Origin of the sequence: Streptomyces sp. NPDC048389, assembly GCF_040706335.1 — a bacterium.
Taxonomy (GTDB): Bacteria; Actinomycetota; Actinomycetes; order Streptomycetales; family Streptomycetaceae; genus Streptomyces.
In genome coordinates this window covers 141724-164408 of sequence record NZ_JBEZKP010000009.1, presented here as the reverse complement: position 1 = coordinate 164408, position 22685 = coordinate 141724, and the positions used below count along the sequence as shown (strand labels likewise).

Annotated in this window: 22 protein-coding genes and 1 riboswitch; of the genes, 11 read left to right on the top strand and 11 right to left on the bottom strand. The window is 71.4% G+C overall.

The window, feature by feature from the left end:
• Positions 1-9 precede the first annotated feature (9 nt).
• From AB0903_RS10000 to AB0903_RS09990, 3 genes are all read right to left on the bottom strand, one after another.
• A complete protein-coding gene (locus AB0903_RS10000) occupies positions 10-507 on the bottom strand; it encodes a hypothetical protein (RefSeq protein ID WP_366700867.1) in 498 nt (165 codons plus the stop codon).
• Positions 508-604: 97 nt separating this feature from the next.
• The gene (locus tag AB0903_RS09995; RefSeq protein ID WP_366700865.1) at positions 605-1228 is read right to left on the bottom strand and encodes a response regulator transcription factor; all 624 of its coding nucleotides are present in this window, start codon (positions 1226-1228) and stop codon (positions 605-607) included.
• The gene (locus AB0903_RS09990) at positions 1225-2370 is read right to left on the bottom strand and encodes a sensor histidine kinase (RefSeq protein ID WP_366700909.1); all 1146 of its coding nucleotides are present in this window, start codon (positions 2368-2370) and stop codon (positions 1225-1227) included. The genes AB0903_RS09995 and AB0903_RS09990 overlap by 4 nt, the downstream gene beginning before the upstream one ends.
• Positions 2371-2784: 414 nt before the next feature.
• Here AB0903_RS09990 and AB0903_RS09985 point away from each other — a divergent pair, with 414 nt between their 5' ends.
• A complete protein-coding gene (locus AB0903_RS09985) occupies positions 2785-3324 on the top strand; it encodes a heme-binding protein (RefSeq protein WP_366700863.1) in 540 nt (179 codons plus the stop codon).
• Positions 3325-3587: 263 nt separating this feature from the next.
• Here AB0903_RS09985 and AB0903_RS09980 read toward each other — a convergent pair whose 3' ends face one another.
• The gene (locus AB0903_RS09980) at positions 3588-4163 is read right to left on the bottom strand and encodes a TerD family protein (protein WP_366700861.1); all 576 of its coding nucleotides are present in this window, start codon (positions 4161-4163) and stop codon (positions 3588-3590) included.
• A gap of 138 nt (positions 4164-4301) precedes the next feature.
• Here AB0903_RS09980 and arfB point away from each other — a divergent pair, with 138 nt between their 5' ends.
• Positions 4302-4736, top strand: a complete 435-nt coding sequence (gene arfB / locus AB0903_RS09975) for an alternative ribosome rescue aminoacyl-tRNA hydrolase ArfB (protein ID WP_366700907.1) — start codon at positions 4302-4304, stop codon at positions 4734-4736.
• A gap of 154 nt (positions 4737-4890) precedes the next feature.
• Here arfB and AB0903_RS09970 read toward each other — a convergent pair whose 3' ends face one another.
• A complete protein-coding gene (locus tag AB0903_RS09970) occupies positions 4891-5445 on the bottom strand; it encodes a flavin reductase family protein (RefSeq protein WP_366700859.1) in 555 nt (184 codons plus the stop codon).
• Between the two features lie 340 nt (positions 5446-5785).
• Between AB0903_RS09970 and cdgB the strand changes: the two genes are divergently transcribed.
• Positions 5786-7423 carry a diguanylate cyclase CdgB gene (cdgB, locus tag AB0903_RS09965; protein WP_366700857.1) on the top strand — a complete coding sequence of 546 codons (1638 nt, stop codon included), beginning with the start codon at positions 5786-5788 and terminating at the stop codon, positions 7421-7423.
• 164 nt (positions 7424-7587) lie between these two features.
• Positions 7588-8577, top strand: coding sequence for a carbohydrate-binding protein (locus AB0903_RS09960; protein WP_366700855.1), 990 nt, complete (start codon positions 7588-7590; stop codon positions 8575-8577).
• Positions 8578-8679: 102 nt separating this feature from the next.
• Here AB0903_RS09960 and AB0903_RS09955 read toward each other — a convergent pair whose 3' ends face one another.
• The 3 genes from AB0903_RS09955 to AB0903_RS09945 all read right to left on the bottom strand — a co-directional run bounded on the left by AB0903_RS09955 (position 8680) and on the right by AB0903_RS09945 (position 11863).
• Entirely contained in the window at positions 8680-9615 is a 936-nt protein-coding gene (locus tag AB0903_RS09955) for a 1-phosphofructokinase family hexose kinase (protein WP_366700853.1), read from the bottom strand.
• Positions 9616-9731: 116 nt separating this feature from the next.
• Positions 9732-10931, bottom strand: coding sequence for an N-acetylglucosamine-6-phosphate deacetylase (gene nagA / locus AB0903_RS09950; protein WP_366700851.1), 1200 nt, complete (start codon positions 10929-10931; stop codon positions 9732-9734).
• Entirely contained in the window at positions 10931-11863 is a 933-nt protein-coding gene (locus AB0903_RS09945) for an ROK family protein (RefSeq protein ID WP_366700849.1), read from the bottom strand. The genes nagA and AB0903_RS09945 overlap by 1 nt, the downstream gene beginning before the upstream one ends.
• 444 nt (positions 11864-12307) lie before the next feature.
• Here AB0903_RS09945 and AB0903_RS09940 point away from each other — a divergent pair, with 444 nt between their 5' ends.
• The 3 genes from AB0903_RS09940 (at position 12308) to otsB (ending at position 14788) form a co-directional block, all read left to right on the top strand.
• Positions 12308-13534, top strand: a complete 1227-nt coding sequence (locus tag AB0903_RS09940) for an extracellular solute-binding protein (RefSeq protein WP_366700905.1) — start codon at positions 12308-12310, stop codon at positions 13532-13534.
• A gap of 65 nt (positions 13535-13599) precedes the next feature.
• A complete protein-coding gene (locus AB0903_RS09935; protein WP_366700847.1) occupies positions 13600-13914 on the top strand; it encodes a DUF3263 domain-containing protein in 315 nt (104 codons plus the stop codon).
• A gap of 10 nt (positions 13915-13924) precedes the next feature.
• Positions 13925-14788 (top strand): trehalose-phosphatase, encoded by an 864-nt coding sequence (otsB, locus tag AB0903_RS09930; RefSeq protein WP_366700845.1) that lies wholly within the window; start codon positions 13925-13927, stop codon positions 14786-14788.
• Positions 14789-14930: 142 nt separating this feature from the next.
• On the opposite strand, the gene AB0903_RS09925 is transcribed toward otsB, so the two are convergent.
• The 3 genes from AB0903_RS09925 to AB0903_RS09915 all read right to left on the bottom strand — a co-directional run bounded on the left by AB0903_RS09925 (position 14931) and on the right by AB0903_RS09915 (position 18102).
• The gene (locus tag AB0903_RS09925; RefSeq protein ID WP_366700843.1) at positions 14931-16388 is read right to left on the bottom strand and encodes a trehalose-6-phosphate synthase; all 1458 of its coding nucleotides are present in this window, start codon (positions 16386-16388) and stop codon (positions 14931-14933) included.
• Positions 16389-16807: 419 nt separating this feature from the next.
• Positions 16808-17095 carry a hypothetical protein gene (locus tag AB0903_RS09920; RefSeq protein WP_366700841.1) on the bottom strand — a complete coding sequence of 96 codons (288 nt, stop codon included), beginning with the start codon at positions 17093-17095 and terminating at the stop codon, positions 16808-16810.
• A gap of 38 nt (positions 17096-17133) precedes the next feature.
• Complete coding sequence (locus AB0903_RS09915) at positions 17134-18102, bottom strand: glucosyl-3-phosphoglycerate synthase (protein ID WP_366700839.1); 969 nt, start codon at positions 18100-18102, stop codon at positions 17134-17136.
• A 182-nt stretch (positions 18103-18284) separates the two neighbouring features.
• A riboswitch (SAM riboswitch) is annotated at positions 18285-18412 on the top strand.
• A gap of 17 nt (positions 18413-18429) precedes the next feature.
• Between AB0903_RS09915 and thrC the strand changes: the two genes are divergently transcribed.
• The 4 genes from thrC to groL all read left to right on the top strand — a co-directional run bounded on the left by thrC (position 18430) and on the right by groL (position 22683).
• On the top strand, positions 18430-19737 hold the full coding sequence (gene thrC, locus AB0903_RS09910) for a threonine synthase (RefSeq protein WP_366700837.1): 1308 nt from the start codon (positions 18430-18432) through the stop codon (positions 19735-19737).
• A gap of 28 nt (positions 19738-19765) precedes the next feature.
• Positions 19766-20041 (top strand): MoaD/ThiS family protein, encoded by a 276-nt coding sequence (locus AB0903_RS09905; RefSeq protein WP_264244768.1) that lies wholly within the window; start codon positions 19766-19768, stop codon positions 20039-20041.
• A 438-nt stretch (positions 20042-20479) separates the two neighbouring features.
• Positions 20480-20683 carry a cold-shock protein gene (locus tag AB0903_RS09900; protein ID WP_005315736.1) on the top strand — a complete coding sequence of 68 codons (204 nt, stop codon included), beginning with the start codon at positions 20480-20482 and terminating at the stop codon, positions 20681-20683.
• Positions 20684-21060: 377 nt separating this feature from the next.
• Positions 21061-22683 (top strand): chaperonin GroEL, encoded by a 1623-nt coding sequence (gene groL, locus AB0903_RS09895; RefSeq protein ID WP_366700835.1) that lies wholly within the window; start codon positions 21061-21063, stop codon positions 22681-22683.
• Positions 22684-22685 lie beyond the last annotated feature (2 nt).

Sequence of the window (22685 nt, the reverse complement as noted above, 5' to 3'; positions counted from 1 at the left end):
TCGATGGTGTCATGCCCGGCGGCGCTTGCTGTACGACCAGGTGACGGCGGTCAGGAGGAAGGGGACGGCGGCGAGTGGTCCGAAGAAGAGGGCCCAGACGGTCTCGGCGGTGTCCGACAAGCAGGTCCGGCTGTCCACGGTGAACAGGACCACCAGCTGCGACAGTGCGAAGACGATCGTCAGCGCGGACGCGGCCCGGGCGAGGGCGGCGAGTGTACGCGGGCGCAGCGGCTGCCACCGGTCGCTGACGAGGAGCAGGGGGAACAGGGCGGCGAGCTCGGAGACGACGGCGAGGCCCACGACGTAGGCGATGCCCCAGCCGGGGATGCCGAAGGCGTCGCGCAGGACCTGGTCGCTGTAGCCGACGTCGATGCCGCTCGCCATGGCGATGCGCCAGAGGCCCGAGGGGAGTGCGCACAGTGCGATCGCGTGGGCGGAGCGGCGGGCCCAGCGGGGGGCGGGGGAGACGACCGGGGCGGCGACAGCGGCGGAGCCTGTTGGGGTCATGGCATACAGCCTGGGGGCGGTGGGTGCCTCGCCGCCTCGCCCCGTGTGGTGGTCCTGCTCCGCCGCCCGGCGGAGAACGGCCGGCCCGGGGCGTATGTCAGGGCAGCAGTCTCTGCTCCTTGGCGACGGCGACCGCGCCGGCGCGGGTGTCGACGCCGAGTTTGGCGTAGATACGGCCGAGGTGCGTCTTCACGGTCGCCTCGCTGATGAACAGGGCTCGGGCGATCTCGCGGTTGCCGAGGCCGTGGGCGAGCTGGCCGAGGATGTCGCGTTCCCGGTCGGTCAGCGACGGCCCGGCGGCCCCGCGCATACGGTCCATGACGCGGCTCGCGACGGGCGCGGAGAGCGCGGTACGGCCCTGCGAGGCCGCGCGGATCGCGGCGAACAGCTCCTCAGGCCGCTCGGCCTTGAGGAGGTAGCCCGTCGCGCCCGCCTCGATGGCGCGGGTGATGTCGGCGTCCGTGTCGTACGTGGTCAGGACCAGCACATGGACGTCGGGCGAGGCGATGCGGCGGGTCGCCTCGACGCCGTCGATGCCCGCGCCCAGCTGAAGGTCCACCAGGACGACGTCCGGCTGCAACTTGGCGGCCATGGCGACGGCCTCCTCGCCGCTGCCGGCCTCACCGACGACTTCGATGTCGGCCTCGCTGCCGATCAGGGCGAGCAGCCCGGCGCGTACGACGGCGTGGTCGTCGCAGAGCAGGATGCGTACGGCGGTCATGAGCCGGCCTCCAACGGGATCGCGGCGGACAGCACGGTGCCTTCGCCGGGTGCGGACTCGATGGTGAGGGTGCCGCCGAGCTGGTCCGTACGGGCCCGGATCGCGGGCAGGCCGTGCCCGCGCGGGCCCTCGGCCCGCGCCGCGCCGGGCCGGGCGGCACCGGGGTCGAAACCGCGGCCGTCGTCCGCGACGTCCAGGACGACCTGGTCGTCGAGGACGGTGAGCGTGAGCGTCGCGGTGCTCGCGTCCGCGTGCTCCCGTACGTTCGCCAGCGCGCCCTGCGCGATCCGCAGCAGCGCCGACTGGGCCGGCTGCGGCAGCGGCACGTCGGGCCCGTCGAGGTGGAAACGCACCGTGAGCGTGGCGGTCGTCTCCCGTGCCGCAAGGGTGCGCAGCGCCTGCGGAAGACTCCCGCCCTCCGCGAGGTCCGCCGGGGCGAGGTCGTGGACGAACCGGCGGGCCTCGGCGAGACTGCGCTCGGCGATCGATTCGGCGGTGCGGACGTGGCCGCGTGCCGTCGAGGGATCGGTGTCCCAGGTGCGGTCGGCGGCCTGGAGCAGCATCTGCTGACTGGACAGACTCTGGGCCAGGGTGTCGTGGATCTCCATGGACAGCCGCTGCCGTTCGGCGAGGGTTCCCTCCCGCCGTTCGGTGGCGGCGAGTTCGCGGCGGGTCCGTACGAGGTCGTCGATGAGCGCCCGTCGGCGTTCCGCGAGCCGCTCGGCGTGGACGAAGACGGCGGTCGCCACCGCGGCGACGGAGGGCGGGGCGAGGACCAGGTTCGGGTCGAAGCCGCCGTCCGCGAGCTGCAACTGGGCGGCGACGACGAACAGCGTGAGCAGAGTGACGAGAGCGATCGCCGCGCGGGTCGGCAGGGCGCGCAGCCCGGTGTAGAGGAGGGGGACGGCGCACCAGGCGAAGCTCGGTGCGAGAACCACGAGGACGACCCAGACGGCCACGACGGTGAACAGCCACAGCAGCCGGCGGGGTGTGGCACGAGGTCCGAACACCGGGCCGACCGTGTAGAGGACGGCGAGCGCCGCGGAGAGGCCGATGATCCACGGGGAGCGGAACTCCCAGGGGTGGCGCAGCAGATAGCGGGCGAGGGAGGCACCGAGCAGCAGGAAGAACGCCGTGTGCATCACCCGGGCCAGCCAGCGGGCGTCGGGGTCCCGCTCGTCGGTGACCCGCTCGTCGGCGTCCTGATTCTCCGGGACGTGCTCCCGCTGCACCACCGCCTCCTTGCTCGTCAGCCCGGGCGGGGCCCGTGTCCGCCAGGGCCCGGCCTGCGTCTGCAGGGGGCCCGTCCACCCGGGCCTGCCTCTCTGTACGGGCCGGTCCGCCCGGGCTGCCTGGCCGGCGGGCCCGGGCCTGCCTGTTCATGGTGGCCCGCCGGGACCACGCGGGCATCAACCGATCGGCCGACCCCTTTGTCGTCCATCATGCGCGGCAGCGGCAGCCGGAACGTGGACCGAGCGGGGCGCCGCGCGGCCGGAGGATCGATGGCGGAACGACAACCGCGGCGGATCAGCCGCCCTCTCGAGGAGCCACCCCAGATGAAGAAGATCATGATCGGTGCCGTCACCGCCGCCGTCGTCGCCGCCGGTGCGTTCGGCGCGGTTTCGGCGAATGCCTCCGCCCCGGCCGCGGAGACCAGGGCCGCCGTCACCGCCGATGTCTCGAACCGCAGCCTCCAGCAGACCACGCATCTGACGATCGGCGCCGCCACCAAGGCCGCGAAGGCCGCCCTCGACGCTGCCGAGAAGGAGAACCAGCGCGTCACCGTCGCCGTCGTCGACCGCAACGGCAACACGATCGTCACCCTGCGGGGCGACGGAGCGGGCCCGCAGTCCTACGAGTCGGCGGAGAAGAAGGCGTACACGGCCGTGTCGTGGAACGCGCCCACTTCCGAGTTGACGAAGCGCCTGGAGCAGGCTCCGAACCTGAAGGACATTCCGGGCACGCTGTTCCTCGGCGGCGGTGTGCCGGTGCAGGTCAAGGGTGCGCCGGTCGCGGGTATCGGGGTGGCGGGGGCGCCGAGCGGCGACCTGGACGAGAAGTTCGCCCTCGCGGGCGTCGCCGCGCTCGGCCGCTGAGCCGGCGCGGCGCCTTGAGGGCCTCGCCCGGCACGGTCCTGGCTCCGGCCGTGGTTCGGGCGTCGCCCACGGTCGTGGCTGTGCCCACGGTTTGGGTTCCTACCCACCGGCGAGGTCGCTCACGGTGCTGGCCCTGCCCACGGCCGTGGCTGCGCCCACGGATTGGGGCCCTACCCACGGGCGTGGCAGGGCCCACGGGCGGAGCCACGCCCGTGCGAGGCAGGGCCCCGGCCGGAGCCGGGGCCCTGCTCGGTGAGGCTGCGTCAGAGGTTGACGCCGAAGTCGCGGGCGATGCCCTCGAGTCCGGAGGCGTAACCCTGGCCCACGGCGCGGAACTTCCACTCCGCGCCGTTGCGGTAGAGCTCGCCGAAGACCATCGCGGTCTCGGTGGCGGCGTCCTCGCTCAGGTCGTAGCGGGCGATCTCGGCGCCGCCGGCCTGGTTGACGATGCGGATGTAGGCGTTCCGCACCTGGCCGAAGTTCTGGCTGCGGCTGACGGCGTCGTAGATCGAGACCGGGAAGACGATCTTGTCGACGTCGGCCGGCAGACCGGCCAGGTTGACGTTGATCTGCTCGTCGTCGCCGCCGCCCTCGCCGGTGCGGTTGTCGCCGGTGTGGACGATGGTCTGGTCCGGCGTCGCCTTGTTGTTGAAGAAGACGAAGTGGGCGTCGGAGGCGACCTTGCCCGCGGGGTTCACACCGATCGCGGAGGCGTCGAGGTCGAAGTCCGTGCCGGTGGTGGTGCGGACGTCCCAGCCGAGGCCGACGGTGACGGCGGTCAGGCCCGGAGCCTCCTTGGTGAGCGAGACGTTGCCGCCCTTGGACAGGCTTACTGCCATTGGGAAGTCCCCTTCGTTTCGTTACTGCGGGCTTGCGGGTCCTCCCGAAGCTACCGTCACAGGCCATAACGCGGGGAGGGGACCTCCAGGTTCCATCCCGCCGAAAAGAGGGTGACGGACACTGACGTACACGGGACCATGGGTGTCATGTCCGGGCCCTACATCATCCGCGGTTCCGTCTCCCTGCCGGAGGCGGAGCTCATGTGGCGTTTCTCCCGGTCCTCGGGGCCCGGCGGGCAGCATGTCAACACCAGCGACTCGCAGGTGGAACTCCGCTTCGACCTGGCGAGGTCGGAGGCGCTGCCGCCGGTCTGGAAGGAACGCGCGCTGGAGCGGCTCGCGGCCCGGCTCGTGGGCGGTGTGATCGCCGTACGCGCCTCGGAGCACCGCTCTCAGTGGCGCAACCGTGAGACCGCGGCGGTGCGGCTGGCCTCGCTGCTGGCCGAGGCGACCGCCCCGCCGCCGCGTCCGCGCCGGCCGACGAAGATCCCGCGGGGCATCAACGAGCGCCGGCTGCGGGAGAAGAAGCACCGAGCGGAGCGGAAGCGCGGTCGCTCGGGCCGCGACTGGTAGCGAGCCCCGCGACCGCGCTCGTCGTGCGACGCGTCACGAGCCGTGCCGCCCCGGAGCGCCCGGGAGCCCGGCCCCCAGATGCCGGGAGCCCGGCCCCAGATGCCGGCAGCCTCACCCTCAGACGTCGTGCGCCCGGCCCCAGATGCCGGGAGCCTCACCCCAGGTGCCGGTACCGGCCCCGGAAGTAGGTGAGCGGTCCCGCCACCTGGTCGGTGAGGCCCGCCTTCAGCACGCGGCCGATCACCAGCGTGTGGTCGCCCGCCTCCACCCGTTGCTCCGTGCGGCACTCCAGCGTCGCGAGCGCACCCGTGACCAGCGGCGCCCCGCACACCTCGCCCCGCTCGTGGGGCAGGTCGTCGAAGAGCAGGCGGTCGCTGAGTCGCCCCTTCATCGCGAAGCGCCCGGCGACCTGCCGCTGGCTCTCCGCGAGCACGGACACACCCCACATCGGCTGTTCGGCGAGCAGGTCGTCCATGCGGGAGCCGTTGCGCAGACTGATGAGGACCAGCGGGGGATCGAGCGAGACGGACATGAAGGCCGTGGCCGTCATCCCGGCGTCCTCGCCGCGCGGCCCGTGGTCGGCGTCGTGTGCGGTCACCAGCACCACGCCGGCGGCCAGCCGGGACATGGCGGCACGGAATTCCTCGTTGCTCACCCCCTCAGGATGGGGGATGGCGGACGCGGTCGGTGCGAGGGTCGTCTGCAACATACAACGAACGCTAAGGTCGGCCGTTCCGTCCCCGCATCGGCCGCTGGGACCAGCCTGGTCCTAGGACCACGGCCCCACGAGCATGCGTAACCATCGGTACGACTCGACGGTTCCGTGTTCAATAATTGACGTTCAATAATTGACGCCTGGGGCCGGGGTTCAGACACCCGCCCTGTCTGACCCTTCATCATCCCATGTGACTTGAGTCACAGAGGGCGGTAATTGTTGACCCTGTGTACCGAGCGGGCTGCTCGCTGTGATTCAGTGGCCGGGATACCGCTACAAGTACGCCAATCAGACGCCCTGGAGTTTGCTGTCGAGGTCTCGGGGAGAGCGAGCAATGGAGACCGAGTCGGAGCCCTATGTCCGTCTTGCGACCCTGCGGCAGCTGCACCGGGTCGTCGCGGAGCTCAACACGGCCCGTAGCCTGGCCGACACCCTGCAGACCGTCGCCGACGGAATCGTCGTCGGGCTGGGTTACGAACTGGCCTGCGTCAACCTCGTCCGCCCCGACGGCGACCTCGTCGTGGCCGCGTTCGCCGGGAGTGCCGCCGCTGAGGCGCTGATCACCGGCCGGGTCGGCTCCCGGGCGTCCTGGGACCGCCGCCTGTCGATGGGCGAGGCGTGGGGCGACCTGCGCTTCATCCCGCACACCGAGGGCTGGGTGCTCATCGAGGACGACGTGCCCCAGTGGCACACCGACGGTCCCGAGCCCCGCTTCGAGGACGAGTGGCACCCGCAGGACCGTCTCTACGCCCCCATGTACGCCTCCGGCGGCGGGCGCGAACTGCTCGGCGTGATATCCGTCGACCGTCCGCGCAACGGCCGCCACCCCGGCCCCTGGGGTCAGGAGGCGCTGCAGATGTACGCGTCGCAGGCCGCGATCGCCATCAGCAACGCGCGACTTCGCGCCAACATGCAGCGCGCCCTGGTCCGCCTCGAACGCGAGCAGCAGGCGCTGCGCGCCAGCGAGGAGTCCTTCCGCCAGGCGTTCGAGTACGCGCCCAGCGGCATGGCCATCGCCGAGATGGGCGGCGACCAGCACGGCCGGCTGCTGCGCACCAATGACGCCCTCTGCCGGCTGCTGGGCCGTCCCGCGTCCGCGATGCGCCGCTACTCCTTCGCCGACCTCGTCCACCCCGAGGACGTGGGCACCCTGCTGCGCACCTCCGCCGAGGGCGGGCGCGCCGAGATCAGACTGGGGCGCAGGGACGGGTCCTACGTATGGGTGTCCCTGCGGAACTCGGTCGTCGCCGACACGGCGGACGGGCCCCGCTTCCTGCTCACCCACGTCGAGGACATCGAGGACCGCAAGCGCCACGAGCTCCAGCTCGCGCACCGCGCCTCGCACGACGCGCTCACCGGCCTGCCCAACAGCGCCGAGCTGCGGGCCCGGCTCAGCTCCCGGTTGTGCGAGCGTCCGCACGCGGCGTACGCGACCGACATCGAGGCGCTCGACGCCGCGTACGACAACTACCAGGTGTTCCGTGGCGACGGCTTCGACTTCGACGCGGTGGGCGCCCGGCCGTACGACCACCATGTGCACATCGTGGCGCCGGACGACGAGGTCGACGACGGCACCAAGGGGCTCGCGGTCCTCTTCTGCGACCTGGACGGCTTCAAGTCGATCAACGACCGGTTCGGGCACCAGACCGGGGACGCCGTCCTCGTCGAGGTCGCGCGCCGGCTCACCACCGGTGTGCGGGACGGCGACACGGTCGCGAGGCTCGGCGGCGACGAGTTCGTGGTCCTGGCGGACGGCCTCGGCGCGGCGGACGCCGCCGACCTGGCCGTACGTCTGCGGAACGCGATCATCCTGCCGATCAGGGTCGGCGGTCGCGGGGTCCGGGTGGGTGCCAGCTTCGGCATCGGCTGGGCGAGCTGCGGGATGTCCGTCGAGGAGGTCCTGCAGTCGGCGGACCAGAGGATGTACATCGAGAAGCGGTCCCGCTCGAAGATGCACCGCCGGGCCGGATGACGGCCGCACCCTGCGGTGACCCATCACACCCGGGCGGCAGTCGGCCTGGTGGCCGGGCGGTCGCGGAACGCGATGAGGTGCATGCCACCCGATGGGGTGCAGGGAACCGGGTAGGCTCGCCACGCGTCAGCGTTGTGCTGGCGAGATGGTGAGGAGTGACTGGGATGACGGCCGCGAACAACGGCGCGAGCACGCCCGAGGACGAAGACCCGTTCGGTTACCTGTATGCCGACGGGCAGCAGGCGGGCGCCACGCCGCCCCGCCAGGGCGGCTACGGCTACCCGGGTCCGGCCGCGCAGCCCGGGGTTCCCCGCACCTCGTACAACCAGGTCCGGACGGTCGGCGAGCGCCAGTACGGTCAGGTCCCGCAGCAGCAGGCGTACGGCCAGCAGGCCGGTTACAGCCCGCAGACGACGGCCGCGTACGCCGCGCCCGAGACCTACTCGGGCGCCGCCGCCCAGACGCGTCAGGTGCCGGTACCGCCCCAGGGCGGCCACGGGCACGGCGGTCACGGCGGCGGCCGCGGCGGCGGCCCCAACACCAAGGGCCTGCTGATCGGTGCGATAGCGGTGGTCGCGGTCGTCGTGATCGGCATCGCCGCGGCGCTGATGTCCGGCGGCGATGAGAAGGACAAGGCGGGAGACGACAACGCGGGCGGCGGCAACCCGCCCGCGGCGGAGTCGGTCGAGCCCAGCGAGGATTCCTCGGACAAGCCGGAGGCGCCCGCCGAACTCCCGAAGCAGGACGCGGCGACGCTGAGGCTGGACGGGGCGGCGGCCGCGGACGACATCGTGCCGGGCGCCAAGGGCACCGGCGGCGCGTATGTGATGTTCCAGGGCGTCGGCGGCTCGGCCTCCTGGTCGGTGGACGTGCCGGAGGCCGGTGCGTACACGATGTACCTCACGTACAGCGTGCCCGGCAAGGACGCCAAGACCAGCCTGACGATCAACGGCGGAGAGCCCCGCGAGATCAACATGGCGAACTTCGCGAAGGCGGAGGAAGGCGACTGGGAGAAGGGCTGGACCAACACCTACGCCTTCGTGAACCTGGAGAAGGGCAAGAACGACCTCAAGATCTCCTGCGAGCAGGGGAACCAGTGCGAGGCGTACCTCGACCAGGTCTGGCTCGAGGCCGGCCAGAAGAAGAAAGGCTGAGGCGCGCCAGGCGCCCCTGAGCCGCCCCTCACCTGAACCCGTCACCGTCCCGGCCGCGCCCCGCGCGAGCCGGGACGAGGCGTCTCACCGGGTCTTCGGGTGTCACTTCCCCGGCGCCGGCACCGTGTGCTCGACCACCGTGACGTGCTCCCGCAGCTCCTCGTAGGCCGCTGCGTCGAACTCGCCCGCCGCCGGGGCCAGGACCGTCGCCGCGGAGAGGGCCACCGCCCGGGACAGCCGCTCGGGCCAGGGGAGCCCCGCGACGAGACCGGACAGCAGGCCGGCGACCGCCGAGTCGCCCGCGCCAGTCGGGTTGCCCTTCATCTGCCCGGGTGGGGTGGCCTGCCAGGTGCCGTCCGGGGTGGCGGCGAGCAGCCCGTCGGGGCCGAGGGAGGCGACGACCGCGTGGGCGCCGCGGCGGCGGGCGTCGCGGGTGGCGCGCAGCGGCTCGCGGGAGCCGGTGAGCCGGGCGAGTTCGTCGGCGTTCGGTTTGACGAGGTCGGGGCGGGCGGCGATGCCGCGGCGCAGCGGCTCGCCGCTCGTGTCGAGGAGCACCGGCACGTCGGCGGCGCGCGCCCGGCGCACCAGCTCGGCGTACGCGCCGACGTGGATGCCGGGCGGCAGGCTGCCGCACAGCGCGACGGCCTCCGCGTCCCGCAGGAGCGTGTCGTACGAGGAGAGGAACGCGGTCCACTCGGCGGGGGTGATCGTCGGGCCCGGTTCGTTCAGCTGGGTGGTGTCGCCGGTCGCGTCGTCCGCGACGGCGAGGGTGCGGCGGGTGGTGCCGGCGACCTCGACGAGCGCGTCGTGCGGTGCCAGGGGAGCCAGCATCTCGCGCAGTACGGCCCCGGTGCGCCCGCCCGCGAAGCCGGTGACGACGCTCTCGTGGCCGAGCGCGGCGAGCACGCGGGCGACGTTGACGCCTTTGCCGCCGGGGCGTTCGGTGACCTCGGTGACGCGGTGGACGGCGTGCGGGGTGAGGGCGGCGACCTTGTACGTGATGTCGAGGGCGGCGTTGAGCGTGACCGTGAGGATCACCTGTGCACACTCCCGAGGAACGCCTTGCCGTGCTCGTACGGGTCCTGATCATGCCAAACGGAAGGCGGTCGGCCCAAGACCCGGTGACCGACCGCCTGCCGCGGGGTGTCGCGTGATCAGCCCATTTGGGGCTCGACGAGCCATTCGCCGCGTCGCATGACGCCCTTGAGGGCGAAGCCGGCGTCGAGGACGACGAGGTCCGCGTCCTTGCCGGACTCCAGCGAGCCGACCTTGTCGTAGACGCCGAGGAGCTTGGCCGGGTTGGCCGAAATGGCCGCGACGACGTCCTCGACCGGGATGCGGTCGACGGTGACGGCGCGTCTGAAGGCGGTGTCCAGGGTGAGCGTGGAGCCCGCGATCGAGTCGCCCTCGACCAGCCGGGCGACGCCGTCCCTGACTTCTACCTCCAGGGGGCCGAGCTGGTAGCGGCCGTCGCCGAAACCGGCCGCGTCCATGGCGTCCGTGATGAACGCGACCCGGCCGGCGCCCGCGCTGCGGAAGGCCAGCTCCAGGGCGGCGGGGTGCAGATGTGTGCCGTCGTTGATCAGCTCGACCGTGACCCGGTCGTCCTCGAGCAGGGCGGCGATCGGCCCGGGGGCCCGGTGGCCGAGCGCCGGCATCGCGTTGAACAGGTGCGTGGCGACCGTGGCGCCCGCCTCGATGGCCTCACGGGTCTGCTCGTACGTGGCGTCCGTGTGGCCGATCGCGGCGATCACACCGTGTTCGGCCAGCAGCCGCACGGAGTCGATACCGCCGGGCAGTTCGGTGGCGAGCGTGACCATCCTGGCGGTGCCGCGGGCGGCGTCGATCAGCTTGCGGACCTCGGCCGGGTCGGGGTCGCGCAGCAGGTCCTCGCTGTGGGCGCCCTTGCGGCACGGGGAGATGAACGGGCCCTCGAAGTGGATGCCCGCGAGGTCGCCCTGCTCGACCAGCTCGGACAGGAAACCGGCCCGGTGGGCGAGGAAGTCCATGTCGCCGGTGACGGTGGAGGCGACGAGAGTGGTCGTGCCGTGCCGCCGGTGCGTCAGCACGCCCCGCAGGACGTCCTCCGCGGTGCCCGAGGTGAACGACGCCCCGCCGCCGCCGTGGTTGTGGATGTCGACGAAGCCGGGCACGACCCAGTGGCCCGACAGGTCGTGCACGGGCGCGTCGGCGGGGGCCTCTGTGACGATCTTCGTGCCCTCGACGACGACACGTCCGCCTTCGACGGTCCCCGTCGGCAGCACCACGCGGGCACCGGCCAGGACGGTGCTCTTCGGGTGGTGCGGGCGTCCGGCGTGAACCGTGCTCGTGGCGCGAGCGGCGCTGGCGGCCATCAGGCGGTTACCTCCGTGGCGAGTAGATCCCAGGCGAGCAGCCCTGCGCCCAGGCATCCGGCGGTGTCTCCGAGGGCCGCCGGGACGATCGTGGGCGGCTTCTGGAACGTGATGCGTTCCGCCACGGCCGCCCGAAGGGGTGTGAACAAGGTTTCCCCGGCCTCGGCGAGGCCGCCACCGATGATCAGCGTGCGGGGGTCCAGGAGGGTGAGCGCCATGACGAGGCCGTCGGCGAGCGCGTCGACGGCCACCTGCCACACCTCGGCCGCCTCCTTGTCGCCGGCCTCGACGGCCTTGGCGCAGTCTGCGGCGTCGGCGTCCGGGTCGCCGCTCGCGGCGGCCCAGGCGCGGGTGACCGCGGCGGCGGAGGCGAGCGTTTCGAGGCAGCCGCGCTGCCCGCAGCCGCAGGCGGGGCCGCCGGGGCGGACGACGACGTGGCCGATCTCGCCGGCGCAGCCGTGGGCGCCGGCCTCGATGGTGCCGTCGATGCCGATCGCGCCGGCGATGCCGGTGCCGAGCGGTACGAACAGGAAACGGTCGGCCCCGCGGCCGGCCCCGATGCGGCCCTCCGCGAGGCCGCCGGCGCGGACGTCGTGCCCGAGGGCCACGGGGACCGAGCCGAGCCTGCGGCTCAGCAGCTCGCGCATCGGGACGTCGCGCCAGCCGAGGTTGGCGGCGTAGACGGCGATGCCCTGCTCGGCGTCGACGATGCCGGGCACGGCGACGCCGGCGGCCTCGGCGGACGTGCCGAAGTGCTGCTGCCCATGGGCGCGCAGATCCTCCGCGAAGCGGAGGACGGACTCGACGACGGCGTCCGCCCCGCGCTCCCGGCCGGTCGGGCGCCGCGCCTCGTACAACAGCGTGCCGTCCGCCCCGACCAGGGCGGCTTTCATACCGGTGCCGCCCACATCGAGGGCGATGACGTGTCTCACGGGAACAGTCTGGCGGGTGAACCCAGAATAGGTCTAGTCCACTGCGTGAAATTGTTGCCATGCCATACAAACCGGTGGTGTCCCTCGAACCGGCGCACGAAGTCCGGACGGGCGGCCGGTCGCGGCGGTCCGCGCCCCGGCGGAGGGTCCGCGCACCCGCCCGCGCGGGCCGAGGGCCCGGCTCGGGGGCGGGCCGTGCTGCGCGTGAGGTGGGCCGGGGCCGACGGTCGCGGCGGCTCGTGACCGGTGAGCGGGCGGGCGTTGTGAAAGTGAGACCGCAGTGGTGTAGACCTTGTAGGTCGGGGTGGGGAAGGATCGCTCCTCCTCTCGCAGGACGTCGCGGGGGACCGACCGGGAACAAACGGACAAACAAGTGGCAGAGGGTGGGGAAGAGCTGTGCAGCGGCGTTTCTTGGGTGTGACCGCGGCAGTCGCCGCACTCGGAATGACGGTGGCGCTGGCGGGCTGCGGCACCTCCGGCGGTGCGGGTGACGGCGTCACCCTCAAGCTGGTGGCCGCCGACTACGACGTCGCCGGTGGCGAGAGCAGCAAGAAGTACTGGGCGGATCTGACGGCCGCCTTCGAGGCCGACAACCCCGGCATCGACGTCGAGGTCCAGATCGAGTCGTGGAACGACGTGGACCGCAAGGTCGCCGAGATGGTCGAGGCCGGCAAGGCCCCCGACATCGCCCAGATCGGCGCGTACGCCGACTACGCGGCGGCGGGCAAGCTGTACTCGGCCGACCAGATGCTCTCCATACCCGTCCAGTCCAACTTCCTTCCCCCGCTCACCGACGCGGGCGAGATGAAGCGCACCCTGTACGGTCTGCCGTTCGTCGCCTCCACCCGGCTGCTCTTCTACAACAAGGACCTCTTCGAGGACGCCGGGATCACCGGCGTCCCCAAGACGTGGGACGAGCTGAAGGACGACGCCGAGCTGATCAAGCTGAACACCGGCGCCGACTACCCCTTCGCCCTGCCGCTCGGCCCCGAGGAGGCCCAGGCGGAGACGATGATGTGGCTGCTCAGCGGCGGTGGCGGTTACACCGACGAGCTGGGCAGATACGCGATCGACTCCCCGCAGAACGTCAAGACCCTCGAGTGGCTGAAGGCGAACCTGGTCGACGAGGGGCTCACCGGCCCGGTCGCTCCCGCGAAGCTCAACCGCAAGGACGCCTTCGCCGCCTTCACCCGCGGCGAGGTCGGCATGCTCAACGGCCACCCGTCGCTGCTGCAGGCCGCCAAGAAGGCCGGCGTCGACGTCGGCACGGTGGCGCTGCCCGGCAGGGACGGCCCGGCGGAGACGGCGATGGGTGTCGCCGACTGGATCATGGGCTTCAAGCAGAACGGCCACCGCAAGGAGATCGGCGCGTTCCTGGACTACCTCTTCAGCGACCGGAACGTCCTGGAGTTCGCGGGCCAGAACAACCTGCTGCCGGTGACGGTCTCCGCCCAGGAGACGATGAGGGACGACGCGGAGCACGCGGACCTCAAGGAGTTCCTGGAGGTGCTGCCCGGCTCCGTGCTGCCGCCGGTGGGCAAGACGTCGTGGGCCGCGGCCAGCGAGGACATCAAGAAGAACATCGGCGAGGTCGTGGGACCCGGCGGCAGCCCCGCCCGCACACTGAGCCGGATCTCCCAGGACGCCAGGGCGGCCGAAGCCGCGGAGTAGGCGGGGTGGGGGCGTTGTCCACAGGGGCCGTCCGAACGTCAGAAGGCGCCGATATGTTGGACCGTATGACCGACGACCGGGGACCGGACGACCAGGAGCCCGACGACCCGGGGCCGGGCGGCGAGCGGCGGCCGGGCGACGGGAGTCCCGACGGCCGGGAGCTGTCCGGGCGCGACCGGGCCGTTCTGGCCATGGAACGGCGTTCCTGGCGCGGACCCGGTGCCAAGGAGCGGGCCGTCAGGGAGCAGCTCGACATCTCCCCGGTCCGCTACTACCAGCTGCTCAACGCACTCCTCGACGATCCGCGCGCCCTCGCCCACGACCCGGTCACCGTCAACCGGCTTCGCCGTGTGAGGGACGCGAGGAGAAGTCGCCGCTAGGGTCGGGGGCATGGGCAGCTCCCCGTACGCAGACGCAAGCGACTCCCTGCCGACGCCGTCCACCCCTGCCGGCCGGGACGGCCTCGCGGCACTCCTCGAACGGCCCGGCAGAGCCGTGATCGCCCTCGACTTCGACGGCACGCTCGCCGAGATCGTGCCCGACCCCGAGCAGGCGCGCGCCCATGAGCGCGCCGTCCCCGCGCTCGCCGCGCTCGCGCCGAAGGTCGCCTCCGTGGCGGTGATCACGGGCCGCCCGGCCGGCGTCGCGGTCCGCTACGGCGGCTTCGCCGGGGTGCCGGGTCTGGAACACCTCGTCGTCCTCGGCCACTACGGCGCGGAGCGCTGGGACGCCGCCACCGGCTCCGTACGCGCACCGGCCCCCCATCCGGGGGTCGCGGCCGCGCGCGCCGAACTCCCCGGCTTCCTCGACGGCATCGGCGCCTGGCACGGCACCTGGATCGAGGAGAAGGGCCGTGCCGTCGCGGTGCACACCCGCCGCGCCACGGACCCCCAGGCCGCCTTCGACGCCCTCCGCGAGCCCCTGGCCGCGCTCGCGGCCCGGCACGGCCTGGTCCTGGAACCGGGCCGGATGGTCCTGGAGCTGCGCCCGCCGGGCGTCGACAAGGGCGTCGCGCTGTCCGAGTACGTGCGGGAGTGCGGTGCGCAGACCGTGCTGTACGCGGGGGACGACCTGGGCGACCTCGCCGCGTACACGGCCGTCGACAAGCTCCGCTCCGACGGGATGGCGGGCCTGCTGGTGTGCAGCGGCAACGAGGTCACCGAACTCGCGGAACGCGCCGACCTGCTGCTGCCGGGCCCCGCCCAGCTGGCGGACTTCCTGTCGGCCCTGGCGCGGCGCCTCAGCCGCCCTTAGTGCCCTTCCCGGCTCGCGTCGTCCGGCACGCGCGCTCGCGCCGGCCGAGAGCCCTGGCAGCTCCGCCACGGGGGCTCCGGCCGTCTTGCGATCGCAGGCACTGGACAACGCTCCTCGACGGGCGCACTTGCCGGTCGCGCCTCTAGCCGGCCTCGCGCAGCGCGTTCAGCTGGTCGAGGAACCACTGCCGCGGCGGCAGCGCGGTCGCTGCCGCCGCCAGTCGCTTGGACCGTTCGGCCCGCTCGTCCGGTGCCATCGTCAGCGCCTCGTGCAGCGCGGCCGCGGTGCCGCTCACGTCGTACGGGTTGACGGTGACGGCGTCGTCGCCGAGTTCCTCGTGGGCGCCGGCCTCCCGTGACAGCACCAGGGCGCAGCCGAGGTCGGTGACGACGGGAACCTCCTTGGCGACCAGGTTCATCCCGTCCCTGATCGGGTTGACCAGCGCGACGTCTGCCATCCGGTAGGCGGCCAGTGAGCGGGCGAAGTCGTCCTTCACATGCACGACGACGGGAGTCCAGCCGTCCGTGCCGTACTGCGCGTTGATCTCCTCGGCGACGCGGGAGACCTCGGCCGTGTAGTCGCGGTAGACCGCGAGATCCTGGCGGGAGGGGTAGGCGAGTGCGATGTGCACGACGCGTTCACGCCACTCGGGCCGCTCCTCCAGCAGCTCCCGGAAGGACAGCAGACCGCGCACGATGTTCTTGGACAGTTCCGTGCGGTCGACGCGGACGATCGTCCGCCGGCCCTCGCCGGTCTGCGCCCGCAGGGCGGCCATGCGCTCCTCGACGTCGGGCCGCGCGGCACGCTCCCGCAGGAAGTCGGCGTCGGCCCCGAGCGCGTGCACTCCGAGCCGGGTCCGGTGGCGGCCGCGGCCCTCCATCCGGAACTCGAAGGCCGGCTCGTTGTCCTTCGGCCACACCGACGTCCCGTCGTACGGGGCCAGCACGGCCGTGGCGCAGCTCTGGAAGGCCCGCAGCCAGCGCTTGGTCAGAAAACCGAGGCGGTCCGCGCCGAGCATCCCGAGCAGCAGTTCCTCCGCGACATCGCCCGGGAGCATCGCGAAGTACTCGGGGGGTGCCCACGGGGTGTGCGAGAAGTGCCCGATCCGCAGGTCCGGGCGGAGCTCGCGGAGCATCCCGGGCACCAGCGCCAGGTGGTAGTCCTGCACCAGCACCACCGCGTCGTCGGCCGCCTCCGCGGCGAGCGCCTCCGCGAACGCCCGGTTGTAGAGCCGGTACGCGCCCCACTGCCGCCGGAACTCCTGGCCGAAAACGGGCTCCAGGGGCGTCTGGTACAGCATGTGATGCACGAACCACAGCACCGAGTTGGCGATGCCGTTGTACGCGTCGTGGTGGACGGCCGCGGGGATGTCCAGCATCCGCACGCCGGGCTCGCCGAGCCCTCGCCGCACGGCCTCGCGGTCACCGTCGCCGAGGGCCGCGCACACCCACAGCGAGCGGGCGTTCGAGCCGATGGCCGACAGGCCGGAGACGAGTCCCCCACCGCCGCGGCGGGCGTCGAGTTCTCCGTCCTCGTTCAGCGCGTACGAAACTGGGCCGCGGTTGGACGCGACGAGGATCTGGGCTGCGTCGGAGACCATGTGCCGAAACCTAGCCCGTACCGCTGCCCCTCAAACGTGCGTACGTCCGGTTCCGGGCAAGGGGCACGGCGGTCCTCCGCTGAGCCGCCGCACTCCGTACCGGTGCGTCCCTAGAGCTTGCTGTCCCAGTGCCTCACCGGGGCGGCGAAGTCAGGGCCGTTACTGGCGAAGGTCCATACGCCGGTCCGGTTCCTGCCGTCCGCGGTCGGGGAGTACCGGTAGAGCACACCGAGGTCGGCCTTGCCGTCGCCGGTGAAGTCTTCTGCGACTGCCGGTGGGAAGAGCCCGGCTGTTGGGGGCGTGCCGGCGGGAAGAGCCCGGGTGTCGGGGGCGTGGCGGTGGGGCGGGTGGGGTGGCAGAGGTTTAGGGGGCGGTCCCGCCCGGGTGCCGAGGGGCCCGGCGGTCGGTCCGGGCCGGTGTCAGGGGTCCCGGCGGTCGCGGGTGGCCGCGAGGGCGACGAGGCCCGCCGCCGTGAGGCTCAGGGCGATGCCGCCCAGCAGCCACAGTTGTTCCGTCGCGGCGCCGGTGCGCGCCATCCCCACGTGCTGCGACGCCGCCGCGGGGCCCGCCGGTCCGAGGGTCGCGGCGGTCGTGACGGTCGTGACGGCGAGCACGCCGAGCAGACGGGTCAGCCGGTCGTGCGCGGCAAAGGGCGTGGGCCTGCGGTGTCTGCCGCGCGCCGGAGCAAGAAATCCGATAAGTCCCATACGTCAGGAATCTAGGCAAAATGACTGGAATGCTCCGCTTATGCCGCGCGACGCGCCGCGTACTCACCGATCTCGAGCATCGGCGGACGCTCCTCCGTGTCCACCGGGTAGGTCCGGGGGGCGAAGCCGTTCCCGACCCGGTCGAACTGGGTGATCGACGGCCGTACCAAGTGCGGCCGGGACAGCCGCAGTTGCGCGGTGCGGTAGATCGTCGCGGCCATTCTCCCGAGCGCCTGTCCGTCCTGGTGGCGGTGTTTGCGGGTGCCGACGTCGACCTGGGCCAGGGCGTCGAGGCCGACCAGGTTCAGCGAGTCGACCAGCAGGCCCAGCTCCACCCCGTACCCGACCGGGAACGGGAGGCGTTCCAGCAGCGAGCGCCGCGCCGCGTACTCGCCGCCGAGCGGCTGGACGAAGCCGGCCAGCTGCGGCCAGTGCAGATTGAGCAGCGGCCGGGCCACCAGCTCGGTCACCCGTCCGCCCTGGGCGGGCGCCCCGTCGGGGCCGGGGGCGGCGCCACCGCCGAGAGGGCGGTCGTACATGGCCTTGACGAACTGGACCTCCGGCTCGGTCAGCAGCGGTCCGACGATGCCGGAGACGAAGTCGGGCGAGAAGTCGCGCAGGTCCGAGTCGCAGAAGCAGACGATGTCACCGCCGGTCACCAGCAGCGACCGCCACAGCACCTCGCCCTTGCCGGCCACGGCGGGCAGGCCGGGCAGGATCGCGTCGCGGTGCACCACGCGGGCGCCCGCGGCCGCGGCGACCTCGGACGTGCGGTCGCTGGAGGCGGAGTCGACGACGACCAGCTCGTCGACGAGCGGGACGTTCTCCATGAGTTCGCGGCGGATGATCGTGACGATGTCGCCGACCGTCGCTTCCTCGTTCAGCGCGGGAAGCACGACACTGACCGTCGTACCCTGCCTGACCTTGGCGGATATCAGCCGGTCGAGGGAGCGGTCGGACGCGGACCAGGAGCGCCGGCTCAGCCAGCGGGCCACCTCATCGAGCACTTCGCGTCTCCCTCGGCAGTCGACAAACAGGCGGTGAACAGTGGTCGTGTGATCCATCTCGCCGTTCGGACGACTGTCTCAACCGTCCGGGGCTTCGGTTACAGTCTTGAACAACGCGAACGACCCTCGCATCTCGGGGGTCCACGCACACAAACGCCCGGACCGCACGTCCGGAGCCATACCGCTCATCCAGAGGGGCAGAGGGAACGGCCCGTTGAAGCCCCGGCAACCCTCCCGCCGACCGCGAGGTCACGGTGGGGAAGGTGCCAATTCCGTCTTGTGGCGAAATGCGTCACAAGGAAGATGAGGAGAAAGGGCCTCGCCATCATGGCTGCGCAGACCGTCGCAAGCACCTCCGCCACCGCGTCCACCTCAGTGGACCTCGGCCCCGCCACCGCCCTCGCCTGCCGGGAATGCGGACAGCGTTTCGAACTCGGCCCCATCTTCGCGTGTGCGGAGTGTTTCGGGCCGCTCGAAGTCGCATACGACCTCCCGAGCGGCAGCCCCGAAGAGCTGCGGAAGCAGATCGAGGCCGGCCCGGCCAACATCTGGCGCTACGCCCCGCTGCTGCCCGTCCCCGCCGACGTGGCCGACAAGCCGAATCTGAACCCGGGCTGGACCCAGCTCGTCAAGGCCGACAACCTCGCCCGTGAACTGGGTGTCACCGGCGGTCTCTTCATCAAGGACGACTCCGGCAACCCGACGCACTCCTTCAAGGACCGCGTCGTCGCCCAGGCCCTCGAGGCCGCCCGTGCCTTCGGCTTCACCACCCTGTCCTGCTCCTCCACCGGCAACCTCGCGGGCGCGGTCGGCGCCGCCGCCGCGCGGGCCGGGTTCCGTTCCTGCGTGTTCATCCCGCACGACCTGGAGCAGGGCAAGGTCGTCATGGCCGCGGTGTACGGCGGGGAGCTCGTCGGCATCGAGGGCAACTACGACGACGTGAACCGCTTCTGCTCCGAGCTCATCGGCGACCCGCTGGGCGACGGCTGGGGCTTCGTCAACGTCAACCTCCGCCCGTACTACGCCGAGGGCTCCAAGACCCTGGCGTACGAGATCTGCGAGCAGCTCGGCTGGCGGCTGCCGGACCAGCTCGTCGTGCCGATCGCGTCGGGCTCGCAGCTCACGAAGATCGACAAGGGGCTGCAGGAGCTGATCAGGCTCGGACTCGTCGAGGACAGGCCGTACAAGATCTTCGGTGCCCAGGCGGAGGGCTGCTCGCCGGTCTCTGCCGCTTTCAAGGCCGGGCACGACGTGGTGCGCCCCCAGAAGCCGAACACCATCGCCAAGTCGCTGGCCATCGGCAACCCGGCCGACGGACCGTACGTCCTGGACATCGCCCGCCGTACCGGCGGCGCGGTGGAGGACGTGAACGACGAGCAGGTCGTCGACGCGATCAAGCTGCTGGCCCGGACCGAGGGCATCTTCGCCGAGACGGCGGGTGGCGTGACGGTGGGTGTGGCGAAGAAGCTGATCGAGGCGGGCGTCCTCGACCCGACGCTCACCACCGTCGTGCTCAACACCGGCGACGGCCTCAAGACCCTCGACGCGGTCGCGGAGACCTCGCAGGCGACCGCCGTCATCCGCCCGAGCCTGGACGCGTTCCGCGACGCCGGCCTGGCCCGCCACGATCGCTGAGATCCGAGACCCAAGGAAGGCTGCACACATGAGCGTCAACGTCCGCATCCCCACCATCCTCCGTACGTACACGGGCGGGCAGGCCGAGGTCCCGGCGGAGGGCGCGACCCTCGCCGAGGTCATCGCGGACCTCGAGAAGAACCACACCGGTATCGCGGCCCGCGTCCTGGACGACCAGGGCAAGCTGCGCCGGTTCGTCAACGTGTACGTGAACGACGACGACGTCCGGTTCGAGCAGGGTCTGGAGACGGCCACGCCGGAGGGTGCGGGCGTGTCGATCATCCCCGCGGTCGCCGGCGGCTGATCTCTCCCCGGGGATCTCTTGCCAAGGATCTTTCCCCAAGGATTTACCCGCAGTTACCTGATTGCCCCCTCCGCCCGAGAAGCGGAGGGGGCAATTCTGCATGGTTGAGCGCGATAGAGTCTGGGAAGCCCCCTCCGCCGGCCGCGCGTGAATGCCTTCGAGTTCCGTAAGAATGCGGCCAACCTGCGTGATCGAATTGCCACTTAGGTGTCATTTGCCGGGCCCGACTTGCCCCGGAATTCCATGGAATCAGCTGGATCGGTCGTTCGGTCCTGCCCAGATTTCTCGTCCGACTGACCTGTTGCAGAGGGCAGTTGGGCAGATACATTCAGCCGCGGTCGACGCGTTCCGGCGCACACCCCTCCTGCTGGGGTGGAGGTCTGACCCGGGTCCGCGAAGTGCGGATCTGCGCAAGGGCCAGTAATAGGGGAGTTAGGCATGGCTCAGGGCACCGTCAAGTGGTTCAACGCGGAGAAGGGGTACGGCTTCATCGCGGTCGACGGTGGTGCGGATGTTTTCGTCCACTACAGCGCGATCCAGATGGACGGATACCGCACCCTTGAAGAAGGTCAGCGAGTCGAATTCGAGATCTCGCAGGGGCAGAAGGGTCCGCAGGCGGACATGGTCAAGCTCGCCGTCTGATCCGTCTGATCCGACTGATCCAGGCGCGTTCGGCCACCGACGCACTCACGCATGAGGGGCTCGGCTCCCGGTCACCGGGAGCCGAGCCCCTCACGCGTGCCCTGACACGCCCGCGCCGACCTGTCCGCAGGCGCACGTGCCCGCCTCCGCGGACGCGCGCACGCCCCCTCGCGATCCACGAAGGCGCTTGCACTCTCGGGGGTCGAGTGCTAATCATTGGCGTTAGCACTCTCCTAGTGAGAGTGACAGAACTTGGATCGGGTCGGTGAGGTCCGCGAGCCGGGTGGGGCAAGGAACCACAAGGCGAGCAGGCCGTCCGTCGCGGGCACCGGATGCGATCCGAAGCAATCCACCCCAGTCCGGGAGGACCACTTCACATGGCCAAGATCATCGCGTTCGACGAGGAGGCACGGCGCGGTCTCGAGCGCGGGATGAACCAGCTCGCCGACGCCGTCAAGGTCACCCTTGGCCCCAAGGGTCGCAACGTCGTCCTCGAGAAGAAGTGGGGCGCCCCCACGATCACCAACGATGGTGTTTCCATCGCCAAGGAGATCGAGCTCGAGGACCCTTTCGAGAAGATCGGCGCCGAGCTGGTCAAGGAAGTCGCCAAGAAGACGGACGACGTCGCCGGTGACGGTACGACCACCGCGACCGTCCTCGCCCAGGCGCTCGTCCGTGAGGGCCTGCGCAACGTGGCCGCCGGCGCCAACCCGATGGCCCTGAAGCGCGGCATCGAGCGTGCCGTCGAGGCCGTCTCGGGCGCCCTGCTCGAGCAGGCCAAGGACGTGGAGACCAAGGAGCAGATCGCCTCCACCGCCTCCATCTCCGCCGCCGACGTCCAGATCGGCGAGCTCATCGCCGAGGCCATGGACAAGGTCGGCAAGGAAGGCGTCATCACCGTCGAGGAGTCCCAGACCTTCGGTCTGGAGCTCGAGCTCACCGAGGGTATGCGCTTCGACAAGGGCTACATCTCGGCGTACTTCGCCACCGACATGGAGCGTATGGAGGCGTCCCTGGACGACCCGTACATCCTGATCGTCAACTCCAAGGTCGGCAACGTGAAGGACCTCCTTCCGCTGCTGGAGAAGGTCATGCAGTCGGGCAAGCCGCTGCTGATCATCGCCGAGGACGTCGAGGGCGAGGCCCTGTCGACCCTGGTCGTCAACAAGATCCGCGGCACCTTCAAGTCCGTCGCGGTCAAGGCCCCGGGCTTCGGCGACCGCCGCAAGGCCATGCTGAACGACATCGCCATCCTCACGGGCGGCACGGTCATCTCCGAGGAGGTCGGCCTCAAGCTCGAGAACGCCGGCCTGGACCTGCTGGGCCGCGCCCGCAAGGTCGTCATCACCAAGGACGAGACCACGATCGTCGACGGTGCCGGTGACAGCGACCAGGTCCAGGGCCGCGTCAACCAGATCCGTACCGAGATCGAGAACAGCGACTCGGACTACGACCGCGAGAAGCTCCAGGAGCGCCTGGCGAAGCTGGCCGGCGGCGTGGCCGTCATCAAGGCCGGTGCCGCGACCGAGGTCGAGCTCAAGGAGCGCAAGCACCGCATCGAGGACGCCGTCCGCAACGCCAAGGCGGCCGTCGAGGAGGGCATCGTCGCCGGTGGTGGCGTGGCGCTGCTCCAGGCTTCCTCGGTCTTCGAGAAGCTCGAGCTCCAGGGTGACGAGGCGACCGGCGCCAACGCCGTGAAGCTCGCGCTGGAGGCCCCGCTCAAGCAGATCGCCGTCAACGGTGGTCTCGAGGGTGGCGTCATCGTCGAGAAGGTGCGCAACCTGCCCGTCGGCCACGGCCTGAACGCCGCGACCGGTGAGTACGTCGACATGATCGCCGAGGGCATCATCGACCCCGCGAAGGTCACCCGTTCCGCTCTGCAGAACGCGGCCTCCATCGCGGCGCTGTTCCTCACCACCGAGGCCGTCATCGCCGACAAGCCCGAGAAGGCCGGCGCGGCCGCTCCGGGCGGCATGCCGGGCGGTGACATGGACTTCTGATC